16 protein-coding genes, 1 tRNA gene and 2 pseudogenes are annotated in these 14,513 nt (G+C 58.4%); 11 read left to right on the forward strand and 8 right to left on the reverse strand.

Going from position 1 to position 14,513, the window contains the following annotated elements:
* Positions 1–7 precede the first annotated feature (7 nt).
* The 8 genes from tolR (at position 8) to EGJ22_RS14530 (ending at position 5,873) form a co-directional block, all read left to right on the forward strand.
* Positions 8–460, forward strand: a complete 453-nt coding sequence (gene tolR, locus EGJ22_RS14495) for a protein TolR (RefSeq protein ID WP_003254760.1) — start codon at positions 8–10, stop codon at positions 458–460.
* The gene (gene tolA / locus EGJ22_RS14500; RefSeq protein WP_064314243.1) at positions 460–1,569 is read left to right on the forward strand and encodes a cell envelope integrity protein TolA; all 1,110 of its coding nucleotides are present in this window, start codon (positions 460–462) and stop codon (positions 1,567–1,569) included. Before tolR ends, tolA begins: the two co-directional genes overlap by 1 nt.
* Positions 1,566–2,867, forward strand: a complete 1,302-nt coding sequence (tolB, locus tag EGJ22_RS14505; protein ID WP_009684057.1) for a Tol-Pal system beta propeller repeat protein TolB — start codon at positions 1,566–1,568, stop codon at positions 2,865–2,867. The genes tolA and tolB overlap by 4 nt, the downstream gene beginning before the upstream one ends.
* A gap of 54 nt (positions 2,868–2,921) precedes the next feature.
* Positions 2,922–3,422 carry a peptidoglycan-associated lipoprotein Pal gene (pal, locus tag EGJ22_RS14510; protein ID WP_029887416.1) on the forward strand — a complete coding sequence of 167 codons (501 nt, stop codon included), beginning with the start codon at positions 2,922–2,924 and terminating at the stop codon, positions 3,420–3,422.
* Positions 3,423–3,428: 6 nt separating this feature from the next.
* A complete protein-coding gene (ybgF, locus tag EGJ22_RS14515) occupies positions 3,429–4,232 on the forward strand; it encodes a tol-pal system protein YbgF (protein ID WP_029887417.1) in 804 nt (267 codons plus the stop codon).
* Positions 4,233–4,400: 168 nt separating this feature from the next.
* Positions 4,401–5,048 (forward strand): 7-carboxy-7-deazaguanine synthase QueE, encoded by a 648-nt coding sequence (gene queE, locus EGJ22_RS14520; RefSeq protein WP_029887418.1) that lies wholly within the window; start codon positions 4,401–4,403, stop codon positions 5,046–5,048.
* A gap of 17 nt (positions 5,049–5,065) precedes the next feature.
* Positions 5,066–5,740 carry a 7-cyano-7-deazaguanine synthase QueC gene (gene queC / locus EGJ22_RS14525; protein ID WP_009684061.1) on the forward strand — a complete coding sequence of 225 codons (675 nt, stop codon included), beginning with the start codon at positions 5,066–5,068 and terminating at the stop codon, positions 5,738–5,740.
* Between the two features lie 57 nt (positions 5,741–5,797).
* Positions 5,798–5,873, forward strand: a tRNA-Lys gene (locus EGJ22_RS14530).
* A 1,086-nt stretch (positions 5,874–6,959) separates the two neighbouring features.
* On the opposite strand, the pseudogene EGJ22_RS14540 reads toward EGJ22_RS14530, so the two are convergent.
* The 5 genes and pseudogenes from EGJ22_RS14540 to EGJ22_RS14560 all read right to left on the reverse strand — a co-directional run.
* Positions 6,960–7,939, reverse strand: a pseudogene (locus EGJ22_RS14540) (hypothetical protein).
* Positions 7,940–7,948: 9 nt separating this feature from the next.
* A complete protein-coding gene (locus tag EGJ22_RS14545) occupies positions 7,949–8,437 on the reverse strand; it encodes a type VI secretion system tube protein Hcp (RefSeq protein ID WP_029887419.1) in 489 nt (162 codons plus the stop codon).
* 273 nt (positions 8,438–8,710) lie between these two features.
* Positions 8,711–8,974, reverse strand: coding sequence for a methylated-DNA--[protein]-cysteine S-methyltransferase (locus EGJ22_RS26550; RefSeq protein ID WP_256671863.1), 264 nt, complete (start codon positions 8,972–8,974; stop codon positions 8,711–8,713).
* 236 nt (positions 8,975–9,210) lie between these two features.
* Positions 9,211–9,351: a hypothetical protein gene (locus tag EGJ22_RS26270; protein WP_155273755.1), complete on the reverse strand. Its 141-nt coding sequence runs from the start codon at positions 9,349–9,351 to the stop codon at positions 9,211–9,213.
* Positions 9,339–10,138 (reverse strand): annotated as a pseudogene (locus EGJ22_RS14560) (TonB-dependent siderophore receptor); the annotation flags it as partial. The gene EGJ22_RS26270 and the pseudogene EGJ22_RS14560, both read right to left, overlap by 13 nt.
* Between EGJ22_RS14560 and EGJ22_RS26160 the strand changes: the two are divergent.
* Genes EGJ22_RS26160 through EGJ22_RS14570 form a run of 3 tightly spaced genes read left to right on the forward strand, consistent with a single transcriptional unit; the run spans position 10,114 to position 11,790 of the window.
* A complete protein-coding gene (locus EGJ22_RS26160) occupies positions 10,114–10,290 on the forward strand; it encodes a hypothetical protein (protein ID WP_154211370.1) in 177 nt (58 codons plus the stop codon). The pseudogene EGJ22_RS14560 and the gene EGJ22_RS26160 overlap by 25 nt on opposite strands.
* Positions 10,280–10,459 (forward strand): AraC family transcriptional regulator, encoded by a 180-nt coding sequence (locus EGJ22_RS26935; RefSeq protein WP_047149756.1) that lies wholly within the window; start codon positions 10,280–10,282, stop codon positions 10,457–10,459. Before EGJ22_RS26160 ends, EGJ22_RS26935 begins: the two co-directional genes overlap by 11 nt.
* Positions 10,460–10,512: 53 nt before the next feature.
* Positions 10,513–11,790: a DUF2254 domain-containing protein gene (locus EGJ22_RS14570; protein WP_029887421.1), complete on the forward strand. Its 1,278-nt coding sequence runs from the start codon at positions 10,513–10,515 to the stop codon at positions 11,788–11,790.
* Between the two features lie 53 nt (positions 11,791–11,843).
* Here the strand turns inward: EGJ22_RS14570 and EGJ22_RS14575 are convergent, their stop codons facing one another.
* The 3 genes from EGJ22_RS14575 to EGJ22_RS26940 all read right to left on the reverse strand — a co-directional run bounded on the left by EGJ22_RS14575 (position 11,844) and on the right by EGJ22_RS26940 (position 14,463).
* Positions 11,844–12,542, reverse strand: coding sequence for a CatB-related O-acetyltransferase (locus tag EGJ22_RS14575; RefSeq protein ID WP_029887422.1), 699 nt, complete (start codon positions 12,540–12,542; stop codon positions 11,844–11,846).
* Positions 12,543–12,602: 60 nt separating this feature from the next.
* Positions 12,603–13,562 (reverse strand): cation diffusion facilitator family transporter, encoded by a 960-nt coding sequence (locus tag EGJ22_RS14580; protein WP_029887423.1) that lies wholly within the window; start codon positions 13,560–13,562, stop codon positions 12,603–12,605.
* 145 nt (positions 13,563–13,707) lie between these two features.
* Positions 13,708–14,463 carry a methyl-accepting chemotaxis protein gene (locus tag EGJ22_RS26940; RefSeq protein WP_371105812.1) on the reverse strand — a complete coding sequence of 252 codons (756 nt, stop codon included), beginning with the start codon at positions 14,461–14,463 and terminating at the stop codon, positions 13,708–13,710.
* Between the last annotated feature and the right edge of the window lie 50 nt (positions 14,464–14,513).

Raw genomic sequence — 14,513 nt, forward strand, 5'->3', positions numbered from 1 at the left:
GAAGCCCATGGCCCGAGTTCGCCACAAACGCAAGCCCGTCGCCGAGATGAACGTGGTGCCCTACATCGATGTGATGCTGGTGCTGCTGGTCATCTTCATGGTGACGGCGCCCATGCTCAACCAGGGCGTGAAGGTAGACCTGCCCAAGGTTTCCAGCGAAGCCTTGCCGCAGGACAACAACGTCCAGATCCTCACCATCTCCATCAAGGCCGACAAGACCTATTACTGGAACCTCGGCAGCGAAGTCGATACCGACAAGCAGATGGACAAGGCCATGACCCTGCCGGCCATGACCGATGCCGTGACCAAGATCATTGCCGCCGGCCGTGACCAGGGCAAGCAGACCCAGGTATTCATTCGGGGTGACAAGGCGGTCGACTATGGCGCGGTCATGGGTGCCATGGGCGGGTTGCAGAAGGCCGGTGTCGGTAACGTTGGCCTGATTACCGAGGCGCCCTGATGCAACAGCGAGAGCCATCCGCCTCGGAAAGCTACTTCTGGCCCAGTGTCTGGGCCATCGGTCTGCATGTGCTGGTGTTCGGCTTGCTGTTCGTCAGTTTTGCCATGACGCCTGAGCTGCCGCCTTCCAAGCCAATCGTCCAGGCTACCCTGTACCAGCTCAAGTCCAAGAGCCAGGCGACCACCCAGACCAACCAGAAGATTGCCGGGGAAGCGAAGAAAACCGCGTCGCGTCAGACTGAAGTCGAGCAGCTGGAGCAGAAGAAGGTCGAGCAGGAGGCCATCAAGGCTGCGGAACAAAAGAAAGCCGACGCCGCTCAAAAGGCCGAAGAGGCTCGCGAAGCCGCCGAAGCGAAAAAAGCCGAGGACGCGGCCAAGGCCGCCGAAGCCGCCAAGGCCAAGCAAGCCGCCGAAGCCAAGAAGGCCGAGGAGGCGAAGAAAGCCGCCGAGAAGCAACAGGCTGACATCGCCAAGAAGAAGGCCGAGGACGAAGCGAAGAAAAAAGCCGAAGAAGAGGCCAAGAAAGCGGCCGCTGAAGAGGCGAAGAAACAAGCCGCCGAGGACGCCAAGAAAAAGGCAGCCGAAGAGGCCAAGAAGAAAGCAGCCGAGGAAGCCAAGAAGAAAGCGGCGGCCGAGGACGCGAAGAAGAAGGCAGCTGAAGAGGCCAAGAAGAAGGCCGCTGCAGACGCCCAGAAGAAAAAGGCACAGGAAGCGGCTCGCAAGGCGGCAGAAGACAAGAAAGCCCAGGCCCTGGCCGAGCTGTTGTCCGATACCACCGAGCGGCAGCAGGCCCTGGCTGACGAGCAAGGTGACCAGGTGGCCGGCGATTTCGACGACCTGATCCGCATGCGCGCGGCCGAGGGTTGGGCGCGTCCGCCTTCCGCGCGCAAGGGCATGACGGTGACCCTGCAGGTAAGCATGTTGCCGGACGGTACCGTTACCAGTGTCAGCGTGGTCCGTTCCAGTGGTGACGGCCCGTTCGACAGTTCGGCGGTGGCTGCGGTCAAGAACATTGGTCGTTTGACCGAGATGCAGGGTATGAAGCCGAGCGATTTCAACCGTTATCGTTCGTTCAAGATGACATTTACACCTGAGGATCTAGCGTTGTGATTAAACGTCTGAGAGGACTGCTGGTCTTGCTCTGCTGCGTGGCAGGCTTGGCGGTGGCAGAGGAAAAGAACATCCTGGTCACCAGCGGCAGCGACCGGGCCACGCCCATCGCGGTAGTACCGTTCGGTATGCAGGGCGGTAGCGTGTTGCCTGAAGACATTGCCGACATCATCGGCAACGACCTGCGCAACTCTGGCTACTATTCACCGATTCCGCGGCAGAACATGATCAGCCAGCCGTCGCAGGCCAGCGAAGTGATCTTCCGTGACTGGAAAGCCTTGGGCGCCCAGTACGTGATGGTCGGTAGCATCGTGCCATCGGGTGGTCGCCTGCAGGTGCAGTACGCGCTGTTCAACGTCGCCACCGAGCAGCAAGTGCTGACCGGTAGCGTGGCGGGCAGCACCGACCAGTTGCGCGACATGGCGCACTACATTGCAGACCAGTCGTTCGAGAAGCTCACCGGCATCAAGGGTGCGTTCTCGACCCGCATGCTGTACGTGACTGCCGAGCGCTTCTCCACCAACAATACCCGCTACACCCTGCAGCGCTCGGACTACGACGGTGCACGTGCGGTCACCCTGCTGCAATCGCGCGAGCCTATCCTGTCGCCGCGGTTCGCACCGGATGGCAAGCGTATTGCCTACGTATCGTTCGAACAGAAGCGCCCGCGCATCTTCGTGCAGAACATCGATACCGGCCGCCGCGAACAGGTGACCAACTTCGAGGGCCTGAACGGCGCGCCAGCCTGGTCGCCTGACGGTTCGCGCCTGGCCTTCGTGCTGTCCAAGGACGGCAACCCGGACATCTACGTGATGAACATGGCCTCGCGCCAGATCAGCCGTGTAACCGCCGGCCCTGGTATCAACACCGAGCCGTTCTGGGGTAAAGACGGCAACACCATTTACTTCACCTCCGACCGGGGCGGCAAACCGCAGATCTATAAACAGTCGGTCAGTGGGGGTGGTGCCGAGCGCGTAACCTTCGTGGGTAACTACAACGCCAACCCAAAACTTTCGGCAGACGAGAAAACCCTGGTGATGATTCATCGCCAACAGGGCTTTACCAACTTCAAAGTGGCGGCACAGGACTTGCAGCGCGGAAGTGTAAAGATTCTGTCGGAAACAAGTCTTGATGAGTCTCCCACTGTTGCGCCAAACGGCACCATGCTAATCTACGCCACCCGCCAGCAGGGCCGGGGAGTCTTGATGCTCGTGTCGCTTAATGGCCGCGTGAGGCTCCCACTTCCTACCGCTCAAGGCGAAGTCAGAGAACCGTCCTGGTCCCCTTACCTGAACTGATTGCGGCGTAATACGTTTTGCTTAACACACTGGGGTTTCATTAGGAGTTTCACGATGGAAATGCTGAAGTTTGGTAAATTTGCTGCGCTGGCTCTGGCCATGGCCGTAGCTGTAGGTTGCTCCTCGAAGGGCGGTGACAACGCAGGCGAAGGCGCTGCTGTAGATCCTAACGCTGGCTACGGTGCCAACACTGGCGCTGTCGACGGCTCCCTGAGCGAAGAAGCCGCCCTGCGCGCAATCACCACCTTCTACTTCGAATACGACAGCTCGGACCTGAAGCCAGAAGCCATGCGCGCTCTGGACGTTCACGCCAAGGACCTGAAAGCCAACGGCAACCGCGTTGTTCTGGAAGGTAACACCGACGAGCGCGGCACCCGCGAGTACAACATGGCTCTGGGTGAGCGTCGTGCGAAAGCCGTTCAGCGCTACCTGGTTCTGCAGGGTGTTTCCCCTGCTCAGCTGGAAGTGGTTTCCTACGGCGAAGAGCGTCCAGTTGCTACCGGCAACGACGAGCAGTCCTGGGCTCAGAACCGTCGCGTAGAACTGCGTAAGTAAGTTCTTATGCGTATGTGCCGCCGTGTAGTAACCGTCCTCGCACTCAGCCTGCCGCTCGCGGCCTGGGCTGAGGTCCCTGTAGTAGATGACAACGCAGGCAGTTATCCGCCCGCGGGTTATGGCACGAGCGGCGCCTATGCCGGGTCGGGGGCTTCGGCCCCTGCCTCTGCACAGGGCCAGCTGTTCATGCAGCTGCAACAGATGCAGGACCAGCTTTCCCGCCAGCAAGGCATCATCGAAGAGCTGCAAAACGATGTGTCGCGCATGAAGCAGGAAAACCTGGAGCGATACCAGGACCTGGACCGTCGCATTAACAGTGGTGCCGCACCTGCCGCAACCCCTGACAATTCCTCCGGTGGTGCATCCAATGCCGCCTCCGGTGCAGCAGCCGGTGCTGCTGCGCAACAACCGGCCGCCAGTAGCGAGCCCGGTGATCCGGCGAAAGAGAAGCTTTACTACGATGCAGCTTTCGACCTGATCAAGCAAAAAGACTTCGACAAGGCCAGCCAGGCGTTCACCGCCTTCCTGCGCAAATACCCGAACAGCCAGTACGCCGGCAATGCCCAGTATTGGTTGGGTGAGGTGAACCTGGCCAAGGGTGACTTGCAAGGCGCCAGCCAGGCGTTTGCCCAGGTCAGCCAAAAGTACCCTAAGCACAGCAAGGTGCCAGACTCGCTTTACAAACTGGCCGACGTCGAGCGCCGCATGGGCCACACCGACAAGGTCAAGAGCATCCTGCAACAGGTCATCACCCAGTATCCCGGCACCTCTGCCGCGCAATTGGCACAGCGTGACCTGCAAAAGCTCTAAGGCCCTTTGCAGTAGCGTTTGAAATAAACCCGCGCCAGTCGCGGGTTTTTTCGTTAGAATCACGGCCCTTTTTTCGTAAACACGCTGCTGCGGATAACGCGATGTCGAGTCCGCGGCAGTGCCTGACGGAGGCGGGCAGCCTGTTTAGCTGTCACGCCCGTGGCGAGCATGCAAGACACATTACGCATCACCGAAGTCTTTTACTCTTTGCAGGGTGAAACACGAACGGCTGGGCTGCCCACGGTATTCGTGCGGCTCACCGGTTGCCCCCTGCGCTGCCAGTACTGCGACAGTGCCTACGCATTCAGTGGCGGTACCATTCGTACCCTCGATTCGATCCTTGAGCAAGTGGCCGGCTTCAGGCCGCGCTACGTGTGTGTCACCGGTGGCGAACCGCTGGCCCAACCGAATGCGCTGCCGCTGCTGCAGCGGCTGTGCGATGCCGGCTACGAGGTGTCGCTGGAGACCAGTGGCGCGTTGGATATCGCCGGCACCGACACCCGGGTCAGTCGTGTGGTAGACCTGAAGACCCCAGGTTCCGAAGAGTCGCACCGTAACCTCTATTCGAACATCGACCAGCTGACCCGCAACGACCAGGTCAAGTTCGTCATCTGTTCCCGCGAGGATTACGACTGGGCAGTTTCCAAGCTGATCCAGTACAACCTGGCCGAGCGTGCCGGTGAAGTGCTGTTTTCACCCAGCCATCATCAGGTGAGCGCCAGCGACCTGGCAGACTGGATCGTCGCCGACAACCTGCCCGTGCGCTTCCAGCTGCAGTTGCACAAGCTGCTGTGGAACGACGAACCCGGGCGTTGATTGAGGAGTAAATACACATGACAGAAAAACGCGCAGTCATCCTGTTGTCCGGTGGCCTGGACTCGGCCACGGTGGTCGCCATGGCCAAGGCCGACGGCTACAGCTGCTATACCATGAGCTTCGATTACGGCCAGCGCCATCGCGCCGAGCTGAACGCCGCCGCCCGCGTGGCCCGCGACCTGGGCGTGGTCGAACACAAGGTCATTGGCTTGAACCTGGACGGTATCGGTGGTTCGGCCTTGACCGACAGCAGCATCGACGTGCCGGAAACCCCCGGTGAAGGTATTCCGGTGACCTATGTGCCAGCGCGCAATACCGTGTTCCTGTCGCTGGCGCTGGGCTGGGCAGAAGTGCTGGAGGCGCGTGATATCTTCATTGGCGTGAACGCCGTGGACTACTCCGGCTACCCGGATTGCCGCCCTGAGTTCGTCGAAGCGTTCGAGCGCATGGCCAACCTGGCGACCAAGGCCGGCGTTGAAGGGCAGGGCTTCCGGATCCAGGCGCCGCTGCAGAATATGAGCAAGGCGCAAATCGTGCAGGCCGGTATGGCCCGCGGCGTGGACTATAGCCTGACTGTTTCCTGCTACCAGGCCGACGATGAAGGGCGTGCCTGCGGCAAGTGCGACAGTTGCCGCCTGCGTGCCGATGGCTTCAGGGCTGCCGGTGTCGACGACCCGACGCGCTACGCTTGAACTGATCAGAGGGTATTGATTTCCCGTTAGAAATCAGTATTATACGCGCCATCCAACGGGTCGTTAGCTCAGTTGGTAGAGCAGTTGGCTTTTAACCAATTGGTCGTAGGTTCGAATCCTACACGACCCACCATATTCACAGCGGTTCGTGAGTGCTAGAGAGGGGGGCTTGCCACAGCCATGTCTAGTCTTGCAGCCGTCTGGAGCGAACCTTAGTCTCGCTTCAGCGTGATTTCAATATGAAATAGCCCGCAGCCTGCACAGGTTCGCGGGCTTTTTCGTTGGCCCAGCCAGCGGAAGCACCTGTCTTCAACCCTTGGCCCACCTGCGGCCACTGTTCAAAGAAAAAGTCATGCAAAACAGCTTCATAGCTGTGCAGGTCATCGTTTTTCGCCCACGCTCAACCCTACCTGGTCCGGCATGCCAAAAAAAAGTCGCAGTTAGAAGTGAGGTGTCAGCTCCACCTATACGACCCGACGACGTTGACTGATGGCACTGTCTCCATCAGCGCGGCAGGGTATGCAGTCTTTTCGCTGTGAGGTTTGATCTGGACATGCGCTGCTCGCAGCGCCCCTTACTGCTCGTCGCAGCGTTCTTGAGCAAGGAGCTCCACGAAGCGCGCGGCAATTTTTGCCGGTTGTTTGTGTGGACATTAGACAGATGGGAGGGGGCAGGGGAGATGGGGGCGAAGATCAGTCCTTACCACCAGAGGTATCAAGAGCGATGCCTTAAAAGTGTAGACAGCTCATCTAAAAGGAACTTTTACGCTTCTAACTAGGACTGAAAATGATTGGAGTTGGCCAGCTGGGACGAGGCCATCTATCTGGCCATCGTCCCGATAATGCCAGTCAATTATTTTCAGCGATCTGCATAATGGGAAATGGTAAGCGCAATGACCAGCACGATTTGGATGGCTAACATGCTCACCAATAATCGTTTCATTTTGGTCGGGAAACGTTTAACTTCATTTAAGTCAATTAAGCCTCTGCGCAAAAAGATTGTCGGTATCGCCAGCACCAGAGAGATCGATCCCGTGCGCATGACTTTGCCAAGTAAGCCTGCATGCTGGAATATTTTTTATTGCCGGTCACGTACGTACAGTTCGGAAGAAACGACTCAAAGTACTCAGTGTACTTATGTGCGATGTAACACAGCACGATCATAAACAGAATTATGGGTGCAAGGATAAACAGCGCAATCAATCCAGGGTCTACTGCATTCACTCCGATACCTCACGATATAAAAATTCACCTACCTTTTCGCCTCTATCGCTCCCGAAGTCACCGGCGATTTTACCGCCTACTGCACCGCCTATTACAGCACAAGCCAGCGCTCCTGGGCCGCCTGTACTAACCCCCAGAACGACTACACAAGCACCAGCTCCTACCATACCTCCCGCAGCCCCCCCCCGATGCTGCCGCCTCCCAGGCCACCTATCAACGCCGAGCTTTCAACATATTTGGCGCGGCGGCACTGCTCTTCCCGGCCCATTGTGCAGGCTTTATGAATCGACAAGCCTGTGGCGGCCACATCCAGCGCAGTGCCGATGTACGTGCCTTTCTTAACTAGGTTGGAGGCTCTGGCAACGCCAGATACCTTATCGGCATAGCCGGCAATCTCACCTGTGTGGAGATAGCTGCGGGTCGAGATATTCAATGCTTGTTTGATCTTTCCCTGATTACGTAACCCTGAACCGTACGCGGCCAGGCTCCCCAAATGCTTTTCGAGCTTCATGAACAAAGCGGTGCGCTTGGCATAAAACGCGTCGCGGGCACTCAAGGTGCCAGAGCCGAGGTAATCGCGATGGAGTTTTTCGATCTCCTCAAGTGTGTCCTTGATATTTTGCAGATGCCTGCTCCAGCCGTCACCGACTGCACCAACTCCCATTGAAGAGCTGGCAAGCACACTTTGCAGTAAGTCGAAGTGTTCCAGGAAGAAATCATCCGCATCCACCCCACTGGTAAGTAGTCCAGCGTGGATCTGAGCAGCCTGGGCCATCAGGGACGCTTCGTGGCTGGTACATGAGGGTGTGTTGGAATCGCCCACGATCACCAGCTCACCGCCCAGGACAACGCTGTTGACAATGTGCGCATTCAGGATATCGAATTTGCCTCGGGCGTGCCCAGATAGCGGAGTGCTGGCTTTCAAAGACTGGTAGGACTGGATTCTGGGATTAACGAAGCTTATTGCCTCACTCATCGGATTGCCTCACGCATACTTCTTATTGTTGATCCGGTCCCAACCTCCCGTCACATTTCCTCCAGCGCTGCCGTCAGTTCGTTTCTGTCGAGTATAGGTAGTTTTGATGCGTCTGTAGTTCAACTGAACGACCTCAATAGGAACGCCTGAACTGGCATTCTGCGAGTAGTCGGCAATGATCACTTCTTCCAGGACAATTTCGTAGTACTTGAGCTTGTCTGTGCCTGCCCGGCAAAGCGCGAGCTTCACTTCTTTGAGATGTTCACCCGCGCAGCTTGCCTCCAATAGCTTGCAGCTGGCGGAGTCAAGAAACTTGGTGAAGGTGAAATTAGACAGGGTCGTACGCCCTGAAGTCGCACCACCAGCTGAGCTAGCGGTGGCAGATGTGCTTTGGTTGACAGCGAAGTTGTAGCTGTTGATCTCAATCCAGTTGGTGTACTGCTCATCCAGCGCTTCGCCGGCAATACCCTCAATTTGAATGTAGGCGTCGAAAGCCATGCTTACCTCTCCTTGGTAATGGTTGGGTGAATCCTGATGGGAGAACACGACACCTGCAGCAACGAAATGTTCCCAGGCACGTATAAATGAAGCCACACCAGTAGCTTCGAGCATGTCGTCCTGATGGATATCCCAGGTAAGCGTTGCTCATGGGGCGTTTAGACGAGGCGGAATGAGGTGGCGAAGATCAGTTCTTGCAACCAAAAACTTCACGAGCGGCGCATGCAAAATTGCCTGCTATGCTGCGGCCAGTTAGGTCTCACGGAAAGCGCCTCAGCTAAATGCGGCCTGAAGAAGGTCCACGCGGGTATGCTCGGCTTCGAGGGGCAGCAGGTCCCGTTTCTTGTCCAAACCGCCGCTGTAGCCGCTTAGCTTTCCCTTGGCGGCGATCACGCGGTGGCAGGGCACGATGATCGAAATCGGGTTGACCGCATTGGCCATGCCGATGGCTCTGGCAGCGTCAGTTTGCCCATGCTCTTGGCCAGTTGACCGTAGCTGGTGACGGTGCCGTAGGGAACCATGGCAAGCATTGCCCATGCCTGCTCGAGAAAGTGGCTGCCACGAGGTGCCAGGTTTAGCGAGAAATCACGACGGGCCCCGCCGAGGTACTCAAGCAACTTTTGGATGATAGCTCCGAGGCCAACTTTCCAGCGTTCACGCTCGTTCGGCAGTTGATAGGTGGTCCTTCACCACGAGAGCTATTGACCAATAGCTGTCGATCGGTAGCTGCATAATCGCCCCCCCCCTGTCTGGATCAAACCGCCGAGAAACCATTAGTCGAGCGCCACAGAGGCGCGCTCCCGAGCCACCGATTCCCAGCAGAGCCGATTGCCCTTGGATTTGCGGGCGTCAATACTGGATTGAAACCGATAGCGCGGGATCAGCACGAAGTGCGCGAGCGTCAGACGTTGCACTTGAACCCCGTCATGATATTTCTTGGAGCGCTGTACATACCGTGGTCGCCGGCATAGCTCAGGTATTCACGGTCGAACACGTTGTTTAGATTGACTGACGCACTCAGATGCTGGTTGAAGTCGTAGCGAGCCAGGAGGTTGGTCACGGCATAGCTACTTTGGGTGAAGGTGTGCAGGTCGGCACCGGTTTTGCTCTGCCAGTTCACACCGCCGCCAACGGTGAGCTTGTCCAGAATCCCCGGCAGGCGATAGCTGGTGAAGGTCTCAGCTCTCCGTCCAGGGTGAACTCAGCGCCTTTGGTAGTGGTTCCCTGTTCCGACCTATACGTGTTACCGCCTGGAGTATTGATCCAGATCGCCAGGTTTTCCTGCTCGATCTTGAACAGCGCGATGCTGGAGTTCAACTTCCCGTCGAACTGGCTTCCCTTGACGCCGACTTCATACCCGGTGCCTTCCATCGGATCCAGTGGTTTGTTGTCAATGTCGCGAACCCAGGACGACTGTGGGTTAAAGATTTTCGTGTAACTGGCATACATCGACCACGTCTCGTTGACGTCATACACCACGCCAGCATACGGGATGTAGACGCCGGTTTCCGACTCTTTGGTCTTGGTTTGCTCAGCATTGTAGGGCTTATCCTCGATGTCACGATGCCAATCGATCACGCGGCTACCCAGCAAGAGACCGAGGTCGTCGGTGGCGTGCAGGCGCGTGGCGAGATAAGCGGCATATTGAGTTTCGTCGGTAGTGGATTTGCCAGCCGATGCCCATCCAGGGGTACGAGGGCTTCTGTCGCGTGCGGGCGCAATTCAATGCACCGTCCCATCTGGCCATCCTGAATACGCAAGCGCTCATGGAACCGCTCGCACAGGCCAATGAACTGACATTGAAAGCAGCGGAAAATCAGTGCCGGGCCATGCTGGATCGCTATGCGCGATGAGGTGCGATATGCGCTGGCCAGGGAGTTCTTGCGCGAATATGTGCTATCGGTGGAACAGATTTCTGCCCGCCTTGGGTACATTGATCCGACCAGTTTCATCAAAGCCTTCAAGCGATGGACGGGTGAGACGCCGTTGTCGTATCGAAAGCGGCCTCGCGTGAATCGTTAGTTCGGGCACAGCATTCGGCCCGGGAAGCGTTGACCACCATAAGGATAGAAACAATGATCACTCGGTTGAGCTGGGTCCTGCGTCAAGTGACAAAACGCCTGTGGTTTCGGACAACGCTGTTTTCGCTTGCTGGCGTTGTCACGGCCTTGCTCGCCATCGCCTTGCGCGACTTCGTACCGCCATCGCTGCCTGCGAAGATCGGTGCAGACTCGGTCGACAAGATACTCGGCATCATCGCCTCCAGCATGCTGGCGGTGACCACGTTTTCCTTGAGTATCATCGTTTCTGCCTACGGTGCTGCCAGTAATGGCGTGACACCCAGGGCGACCACCTTGGTGATGGAAGATTCGACAACGCAGAGTGCACTGGCCACGTTCATTGGCTCGTTTCTGTTCAGCCTGGTCGGCATCATCGCGCTGAGTACCGGTGCTTATGGGGCTCAGGGGCGGGTGGTGCTTTTTGCAGTGACCCTGTTGATGATCGTCCTGATCGTGTACACGCTGTTACGCTGGATCGGTCACCTATCCACGCTTGGAAGAGTCGGCGAGACAATTGATCGGGTCGAGGCCGCGACACTGGCTGCCCTGGAGCATCGCGCCCGCTGGCCCTATCTGGGTGGTGCTCCTTACCCCGAATCCTGCGTGCTGCCCTCTAGCGCGCTCACGATTGCCAGTACCGACACCGGCTACGTGCAGCACATCGATATCAGCGGCCTGGCGGCAGTGGCCGAGAAGCAGCAGCTCAAGATCTACCTGGAAGTACTGCCAGGCACCTTTGTTCACATTGGCGCGCCCATAGCGCGGCTGCTACCCATAGCTTCGCCCCCTCCACAGGGCTCGGCGCTGGCGGCTGAAATCCTGCGCGCGGTCACGGTGGGTGTACGCCGCTCATTTGACCAGGATCCACGCTTCGGCCTTGCGGTTCTAACCGAAATCGCCTCGCGCGCCTTGTCTCCGGCGACCAATGATTCCGGGACCGTGATCGATGTGATCGGCCGTGGAGTCAGGTGTTTTTCCAAGTGGTCGATGCAATCCCCGGCGTCCGACCAGGTCGATGAGAAGTGCCTACGCGTTCATGTACGCGGCATCGAAGTGCACGATTTATTCGATGACTTCTTTACATTGATCGCACGGGACGGGGCAGGGCTGTTGGAAATCGATATCCGGCTGATCAAGGCATTGATCAGTCTGGCTGAACTCGATCCACAGCGGTATGGCAAGCATTGCCGACACCATGCCACTTTACTGGTCAAACGTGCGCAGACATCGTTGCACCTGGATGAAGAAAAGCAACGGCTCCTGGATGTAGCCACGCCGTTGCTTGGTCAGTAGCTTCGACGCGCAAACGTAAAGGCCGTCAGCGAAGTTTGATAAAGCTGAAATCACTACGGCGCTTCTTGCACCCTGCGCTTGGCGATGGAGAGTTTCGAGTAGTGTACTGGGGCGGCGGGTGCACAATTTTCAATCGCCTTGAGAAATGCCTCGGCGTCGTTCATGGGCAGGCGTTTGAGGTACTCGACATCCAGGTTCCACCATTCGCTTGCAAGCAGCCGCTCAATAATTTCAGGGCTATGCCGGTATTTGATGAACTTGGCTGGGTTTCCGCCAACGATCGCATAGGGGGGCACGTTTTTTGTCACCACTGCCCGTGTGGCAATGATTGCCCCCGTGCCAACCTCTACACCTTCCAAAATGGTCGCGCCATGCCCGACCCAGACATCGTGTCCCATGGTGACCCAGGAAAGCGCTGGAGAATAGGACAAGCCTCCCGTTTCATACTGGAAGGGGTGCGTGCTTACCCAATCGGTAGGGTGGGTATGCTTTTCCTGGCCCAGTGTGCAGTCGGATCCTATTGAGCAAAAACGACCGATCGCAGAAATCACCGATAACGTGCTGCCACTCCTGATATAGGTGTGGGCACCGATGGTTACCGACGGCGACTCTACCCTGATGTGTCCAAGGCTTACACCTTGCTCAATGGTTGCGCAGGCACGAGCGCTGAAGGAACCAGAACCTCCGGCGGCTTTGCCGCCCAGTTTTCGGAACGCTTTCTTGAATTGTTGTTCTCTGAATATTTTGAGCATATTTTTGATCGCTTCACGCTTTTTGGGCATCTTAGCAAGCCCTCTGCAATGAACAAACGCTTACTCCGCCCATTCCGGGTCGCCCGTGAACACCACCGTCAACCAGCGGTTCGGCCCTTCACCGCCCACGGCTTCACCAATCTCGTTGCGCCACGCGTCCCATTCATCGATGGTCTTCGCTGCCATGGCCTTGGGTACGATGAAGTACAGCTCGATCTCGCGTGAGCGCCCGACCTTGGCAACATAGGCACGGTAGGACTGCAACCCGTGGCGGGCGACAAAGGCCTTGGCCACTTCGTCCACGTGCAGCTTGAGGTCGCCTGGGGTGACCAGGAAAATGTCCGCCAGGGCCTGGCGCACCACCGCCATCGGCAGCGGCACAATCACCAGGCACACCAGCGCCAGTACCGCCGGGTCGATGTACGGTGATACCCACTCCCAAGAGGTTCCCTGAACCGCGTAACCAAAGCAGAAGGCGATCAGCAGTGCCGCGGTGATGCTGGCCGACATCACCCAGCCCTTGACGTCCATGGCCACGAAGTCCGACTTCAGCTGGCGGTTGGCGCGGGCCTCGACCAGGGCGATGGTCACGCAGCAGATCACGGTCACTACCGCGTAGACCATGGCAATGCCGAACTCCAGGTGTCGGCCGCCCTGCAGCAGGCTGCTGACGGCGTTGATCAGGGCATAGACCGCCACGCCGCTGAGCAGGATGCCATTGAGTGCCAGCACCATCGGCTCCAGGTGCCAGAAGCCCATGGTGAAACGCTCGCGCAGCTTGCGCGACATCTGCACGCTGGTGGTATGCGAGGTGATCAGCTTGACCACCACCAGCGACAGGCCGCTCATGCTGGCGTCGACCAGTGAGTAAACGCCATCGAACATGATCGAGAACGACCCGGAGGCCACGCCGAAAGCGATGCCGATGCTGGCGATGAACAGGGTGACGGCGATCGAGGTGCGCAGCAGGCCCTGTTCGCTGGTGATGTCGAAGAACGAGGATCGGGGGGCGGTTTGCATAAGGTGTGCTCGGCAAAAACGATGATGCTGTGGTGCCTGTGAGGGCCTCTTCGCGGGTAAACCCGCTCCTACAGAGGGGCATGGCTTCAAAGGCCAGTGCGGGTCCCTGTGGGGGCGGGTTTACCCGCGAAGAAGCCCTTACAGATTAGACGCGGAACTGCTCCATGAGCGCTTGTTGCTGGTTGGCCAGCCGGTTCAAGGCCTGGCTGATGCGAGCCGACTCGTCTGCCTGGCCTGCCAGCGATTGGGTAACGTCGCGAATGCCGGCTACGTTGCGGTTCACCTCTTCGGCCACTGCGCTCTGTTCCTCCGCGGCCGAGGCAATCTGCAGGTTCATGTCGCTGATCACCGCCACCGCCTCGCCAATGCGTTGCAGTGCCGGCAGGGCCTGCTCCATGCGTGCAGCACTGGCCTGCGCCTGGCGTTGGCCCTCGTGCATGGCGCCCACGACATCCTGGGTGCCTTGCTGCAAACCTTCGATGACCTGGCGAATTTCCTCCACCGACACCTGCGTGCGCTGTGCCAGCCCGCGCACCTCGTCGGCGACTACGGCAAAGCCACGGCCGGCTTCCCCGGCACGGGCTGCTTCAATGGCCGCATTCAGTGCCAGCAGGTTGGTCTGCTCGGCGATGGTACGGATGACTTCCAGTACCGTGCCGATCTGAGTGCTGCGGCCCTCCAGGGCGCGTGCGTCGGCCATGGCCGTGTCCATGTCCAGTGCCAGCCGGTCGATGCCCTGGCGGGTGCTGTCGATTAACTGCAGGCCTTCCTGGCTGGCCTGGTCGGCGGCACGTGCCGCCTGGGCCGCCTGCGCGGCGTTATGGGCGACATCCAGCGCGGTGGCGCTCATTTCGTTGGCCGCGGTGGCCACTTGCTCGATTTCACGGTGTTGCTGCTGCATGCCGGCGCTGGTCTGGCTGGCGATGGCTGCCGACTGGTCGGCGGTGCCGC

The sequence above is a fragment of the Pseudomonas sp. p99-361 genome (assembly GCF_003935475.1).
Lineage (GTDB): Bacteria > Pseudomonadota > Gammaproteobacteria > Pseudomonadales > Pseudomonadaceae > Aquipseudomonas > Aquipseudomonas juntendi.

Bases quoted from the DNA above. Each gene is read 5' to 3' on its own strand.
- tolR (WP_003254760.1), top strand. From the start codon at position 8: ATGGCCCGAGTTCGCCACAAACGCAAGCCCGTCGCCGAGATGAACGTG.
- tolA (WP_064314243.1), top strand. From the start codon at position 460: ATGCAACAGCGAGAGCCATCCGCCTCGGAAAGCTACTTCTGGCCCAGT.
- pal (WP_029887416.1), top strand. From the start codon at position 2,922: ATGGAAATGCTGAAGTTTGGTAAATTTGCTGCGCTGGCTCTGGCCATG.
- ybgF (WP_029887417.1), top strand. From the start codon at position 3,429: ATGCGTATGTGCCGCCGTGTAGTAACCGTCCTCGCACTCAGCCTGCCG.
- queE (WP_029887418.1), top strand. From the start codon at position 4,401: ATGCAAGACACATTACGCATCACCGAAGTCTTTTACTCTTTGCAGGGT.
- queC (WP_009684061.1), top strand. From the start codon at position 5,066: ATGACAGAAAAACGCGCAGTCATCCTGTTGTCCGGTGGCCTGGACTCG.
- EGJ22_RS14545 (WP_029887419.1), bottom strand. From the start codon at position 8,437: ATGGCTTTCGACGCCTACATTCAAATTGAGGGTATTGCCGGCGAAGCG.
- EGJ22_RS26550 (WP_256671863.1), bottom strand. From the start codon at position 8,974: ATGGGCAATGCTTGCCATGGTTCCCTACGGCACCGTCACCAGCTACGG.
- EGJ22_RS26160 (WP_154211370.1), top strand. From the start codon at position 10,114: ATGCCCATCCAGGGGTACGAGGGCTTCTGTCGCGTGCGGGCGCAATTC.
- EGJ22_RS26935 (WP_047149756.1), top strand. From the start codon at position 10,280: ATGCGCGATGAGGTGCGATATGCGCTGGCCAGGGAGTTCTTGCGCGAA.
- EGJ22_RS14570 (WP_029887421.1), top strand. From the start codon at position 10,513: ATGATCACTCGGTTGAGCTGGGTCCTGCGTCAAGTGACAAAACGCCTG.
- EGJ22_RS14575 (WP_029887422.1), bottom strand. From the start codon at position 12,542: ATGCTCAAAATATTCAGAGAACAACAATTCAAGAAAGCGTTCCGAAAA.
- EGJ22_RS14580 (WP_029887423.1), bottom strand. From the start codon at position 13,562: ATGCAAACCGCCCCCCGATCCTCGTTCTTCGACATCACCAGCGAACAG.
- EGJ22_RS26940 (WP_371105812.1), bottom strand. From the start codon at position 14,463: ATGCAGCAGCAACACCGTGAAATCGAGCAAGTGGCCACCGCGGCCAAC.